The sequence below is a fragment of the Streptomyces sp. FH025 genome (assembly GCF_017427025.1).
Taxonomy (GTDB): domain Bacteria; phylum Actinomycetota; class Actinomycetes; order Streptomycetales; family Streptomycetaceae; genus Kitasatospora.
In genome coordinates this window covers 1-4,871 of record NZ_JAFLNG010000599.1, presented here as the reverse complement: position 1 = coordinate 4,871, position 4,871 = coordinate 1, and the positions used below count along the sequence as shown (strand labels likewise).

The window sequence follows — 4,871 nt, the reverse complement described above, 5'->3', positions numbered from 1 at the left end:
CAGCCCACCGAGGAGTAGGCGATGATGCCGCGGCGGAGGCCGTCGACGGCCTTGCGGGCGGTCTTGCGGAGTTCGGCGTCCTCGCCGGCCGCGTCCTGGATCTGGCCGAGCACGTCGATCAGTTGCTTGGTCCAGCGGACGAAGTCGCCGGCCGGCATCTCGGCGTCGCGCAGCACCTGGTCCAGGTTGTGGCCGAGCGCCCAGCGGTAGGCGGCCCAGGCGAAGCCGAAGTCGGGCTCGCGCTGGCCGACGCCCTCGGCGGTGTTGATGCGGTGCTGTTCCTCCAGGGCGTCCAGGTGGCCCCAGATCCGGACCATCCGGCCGAGCGCCTCCTTGGCCGCGCCCTCCGGCACCCGGGGGGCTCCGGCGTCGTCGGACTGGCGGGCCTCGTACACCAACGCCGAGGCGCAGGCGGCGAGTTCAGCGGCGGCGAGGCCCTTCCAGACGCCCTCGCGGATGCACTCGGAGGCGAGCAGGTCGAGTTCGCCGTAGAGCCGGCCGAGCCGCTTGCCGTCCTCGGTGACGGTGTCCCCGCTCAGGTAGCCGAGGTCGGTGAGCAGCGCGCAGACCCGGTCGAAGGTGCGGGCGATGGTGTGGGTGCGCGAGCGCATCCGGCGTTCCAGCAGTTCGGTGTCGCGGTGCAGCCGGTGGTAGCGCTCGGCCCAGCGGGCGTGGTCCTCCCGGTCGGAGCAGCCGTGGCAGGGGTGCTGGCGCAGTTCGGTGCGCAGCCGGGTGATCTCCGGGTCGTCGGCGGCGGCCGCGCGGCCGCGCCGGAACCGCTCGGGCTCCAGGTGGCCGGCCTTGGTGCGCAGCGCCGAGGCGAGGTCGCGCCGGGACTGCGGGCTGCGCGGGTTGAAGGACTTGGGGATGCGGACGCGCTCGATCGCGGCGACCGGGTGCGGGAAGTCGATCATCGCGAGCCGCTTGACCTGCCGCTCGGCGGTGAGCACCACCGGGCGCGGGCCGTCCTGGAAGTCGGGGTGGCGCGTGCCGCCCCGGCCGGAGCGGTTGACCGGCGGCAGGCCCGGGTCGAGGACCAGGGCGAGGCCGGCGAACTTGCCGGTGGGGACGTGGATGACGTCCCCCGGCTTGAGCTGCTCGATGGACTCGATGGCGGCGGCACGGCGCTGGCTGGTGCCCTCGCGGGCCAGCTCGTTCTCGCGGTCCTTGAGCCTGCGGCGCAGCTCCATGTACTCGTCGAAGTCGCCGAGGTGGCAGGTCATCGACTCGCGGTAGCCGTCCAGCCCCTCCTCGTTGCGCTGCACCTGGCGGGCGATGCCGACCACCGAGCGGTCCGCCTGGAACTGGGCGAAGGACGTCTCCAGCAGCTCGCGCGAGCGGTGCCGGCCGAACTGGCCGACCAGGTTGACGGCCATGTTGTACGAGGGCCGGAACGAGGACTTCAGCGGGTAGGTGCGGGTGCCGGCCAGACCGGCCAGTGCCTCCGGGTCGAGGCCGCGCTGCCAGAGCACCACGGCGTGGCCCTCGACGTCGATGCCGCGCCGCCCGGCCCGGCCGGTGAGCTGGGTGTACTCGCCGGGGGTGATGTCGGCGTGGGTCTCGCCGTTCCACTTGACCAGCTTCTCCATGACCACCGAGCGGGCGGGCATGTTGATGCCGAGCGCCAGGGTCTCGGTCGCGAAGACGGCCTTGACCAGGCCCTTCACGAAGAGCTCCTCGACCACTTCCTTGAACCGGGGCAGCATCCCCGCGTGGTGGGCGGCGATGCCGCGCTCCAGCCCGTCCAGCCACTCGAAGTAGCCGAGGACGTGCAGGTCCTCGTCGGGGATGTCGGCGCAGCGCTCCTCGACGACGGCCCGGACCTGGGCGCGCTCGGAGTCCTTGTTGAGCCGCAGGCCGGAGCTGAGGCACTGCTGGACGGCGGCCTCGCAGCCGGCCCGGCTGAAGATGAAGGTGATCGCGGGCAGCAGGCCCTCGGCGTCGAGCCGGTCGATGACGTCCACCCGGCCCGGGGTCCAGACCCGGCCGGGACGGCCGTTGGGCATCGAGCGGCCCCGGCCGCGGCCGAAGCGGTCGCGCGGGTTGCGGTCCAGTTCGGAGCGGGCGAGCCGGACCAGTTCGGGGTTGACGGCCTTGCCCGGGTTCTTCAGGCTGTTCTTCGGGCGGCCGTCCCGGTCCGGGTTGGCGAACAGGTCGTACATCCGGTTGCCGGCCATCACGTGCTGCCACAGCGGGACCGGGCGGGTCTCGGAGACGATCACCTTGGTGCCGCCGCGGACGGTGTCCAGCCAGTCGCCGAACTCCTCGGCGTTGGAGACGGTCGCGGAGAGCGAGACGAGGGTGACCGACTCGGGGAGGTGGATGATGACCTCCTCCCAGACGGCGCCACGGAAGCGGTCGGCGAGGTAGTGCACCTCGTCCATCACGACGTAGCCGAGGCCGTCGAGGGTGCTGGAGCCCGCGTAGAGCATGTTGCGCAGCACCTCGGTGGTCATGACCACCACGGGGGCGTCGCCGTTGACGCTGTTGTCGCCGGTGAGCAGGCCGACCTTGGCGGCGCCGTAGCGCTTGACCAGGTCGCCGTACTTCTGGTTGGACAGCGCCTTGATCGGCGTGGTGTAGAAGCACTTGCGGCCCGCTTGGAGGGCCAGGTGCACGGCGAACTCGCCGACGATGGTCTTCCCGGAGCCGGTGGGGGCGGCGACCAGGACGCCCGAGCCGGCCTCCAGCGCCTCGCAGGCCTCCAGCTGGAAGTCGTCCAGCGGGAAGTCGTACAGCGCCTGGAAGCCGTGCAGGGCGGTGGCCTGCTCCTTGGCCCGGCGACGGCTGGCCGCGTACGCCTCGGCGGGGCTGAGCTCCTGGTCGGCCTGGGCGTCCTGGGGCTCTGGATCGGGGGTGTTCATCGCCGTCCGGGTGTGGTTGGTGTGATCTCGCATCTCAGCGAGAGGTTACCCGGGAGGACTGACATCGATAGCACCGTTTTTCCGCCCCGCTTTCCGCAGCGCGGGGTCGCCACGGGGTCAGTTCTCTCTCAGATCCATAGTGACAAATGTCTTCAAGTGATCGCGGGCAGCCCGGTGAGGATCCGCCGGGCGCCCGCCGACCGGAACCTGCTGCTCACCGAGGGGCGGGGGCCGGGGACTAGTTCTTCAGCAGCTCCGCGAGCCCGTCCGCGAGCCGCTCGTACTCCTCGGCCCGGTTGTACAGCTGGGCGCTGATCCGCAGCACCCCGCCGCCGGACCACGGGCGGACGGCGATCCGGGCGCCGAGCCGCCGCCACACCTCGGCCATCAGCGGCCGTACGTCCTGCTCCTCCTCGCCCCAGCCCGCCGGCAGCCGGACGGCGCGCATCCACACCCCGGGCGTCGCGGGCAGCGGCCGCAGGCCCGCCCGCTCGACCAGCGCCCGCGCGCCGTACGCGGCGAGCGCGCCGTTGTGCGCGGCCACCGCCTCGGGGCCGAGTTCGCGCAGCAGCTCGAAGCCGGCCGGGGCGGCCAGCCAGCCGGTGTAGTCGCAGGTGCCGCGCCACTCGACGTTCCACGGGAAGCCCTTGTCGTGCTCCCAGGAGAAGGTCAGCGGGCGCACCCGCTCCGTCCACTCGGGCCGGACGGCGAGCACCCCGGTGCCGCGCGGGGCGAAGGCCCACTTGTGCAGGTTGCCGAACCAGAAGTCGGCGTTCGGGTCGGCGGGGTCGGGCAGCATGCCGGGCGCGTGGGCGCCGTCCACGACGGTGGTCACTCCGCGCTCGCGCAGGTCGGCGAGCAGCTGCGGGCCGGCCACCAGCCGGGCGGTGGGCGAGGTGATCTGGTCGAGGACGGCGACGGTGGTGCGCTCGTCGACGGCGGCGAGCACGGCCTCCCGGACGGCCCGCTCGTCCGGGGCGTCCAGGGGCACCTCGACCACGACCACCTCGGCGCCGGTCTCGGCGGCCCGCCGGACGGCGGCCCGGGTGACCACGCCGTAGCCGTGGTCGGTGACCAGGATCCGGTCGCCCGGCGCGAACGGGATGCTGTCCAGGGCGATCGCGACCGCCTCGGTGACGTTGGAGACCAGGGCGAGCCTGCCCGGGTCGGTGTCCAGCTCGGCGGCGATCCGGGTGCGGGCCGCGCCGATCCGGGCCGGCAGGTCGCCGAAGAAGCCGTCCGGGTCCAGCTCGTGCCCGGCGCGCAGCCGCTCCTGCACCCGCTGCACCGGGAGGGGCACCGCCCCGTACGAGCCGTGGTTCAGGTGGGCGGCGTCCGTCGACACCGCGAACAGGCCCTCGGCGGCGGGCAGCGGGGCCGGGGGCTCGACGGTCGACAGGTCCTCGATCACGGTGGTTCCTCCCCTGTCATGATGCGTGGCGCCATGATGCGCGCCCCATGGCGACACTTCATGGTGTGTGACATTTCACATGGCAGACTACTGGTCGGAGTACGCACCGCGCGACCACCATCGGGCCGTGACCATCACCGACGCCTTCCTTGCCCTCAGCGCCCGTACCGGCCGGTTCACCTTCGGCGCCCCGCGTGCGTACACCCTCGCCGAGGACGGTACCCGGCTGCTGCTGCTCCGCTCGACCGGTCCCGAGGACCCGGTCGACCGCCTGTACCTGCTCGACACCGCCACCGGCGAGGAGTGGCTGGTCGCCGATCCGGCCGCCCTCGCCCCCGGCCGCAGCGGCGATCGCGACGACCTGCCCACCGTCGAGCGGAGGTTGCGCGAGCGCACCCGGCTGGTCGCAGCCGGGATCGGCGGCTACGCGGCCACCGCGGACCTCTCCACCGCTGTCTTCACCCTGGACGGCCGGCTGTTCCGCACCGACACCGCCACCGGCACCAGCACCGAACTCCCCACCACCGGGCCGGCGTTCGACCCCCGACCGGACGCCACCGGCGAGCGCGTCGCCTACGTCGCGAACGACGCGCTGT

Annotated in this window: 2 protein-coding genes and 1 pseudogene; 1 reads left to right on the top strand and 2 read right to left on the bottom strand. The window is 73.0% G+C overall.

Features of this window, described 5'->3' with window-relative positions; translation table 11 throughout:
* Nucleotides 1–2,864, bottom strand: a 2,864-nt coding sequence (locus J0670_RS30245) for an RNA helicase (protein WP_207814893.1), incomplete at its 3' end; no start/stop codon positions are given.
* A gap of 238 nt (nucleotides 2,865–3,102) precedes the next feature.
* A complete protein-coding gene (locus J0670_RS30240; protein WP_207814889.1) occupies nucleotides 3,103–4,275 on the bottom strand; it encodes an aminotransferase class V-fold PLP-dependent enzyme in 1,173 nt (390 codons plus the stop codon).
* A gap of 127 nt (nucleotides 4,276–4,402) precedes the next feature.
* Here J0670_RS30240 and J0670_RS30235 point away from each other — a divergent pair.
* Nucleotides 4,403–4,871, top strand: a pseudogene (locus J0670_RS30235) (S9 family peptidase); the annotation flags it as partial.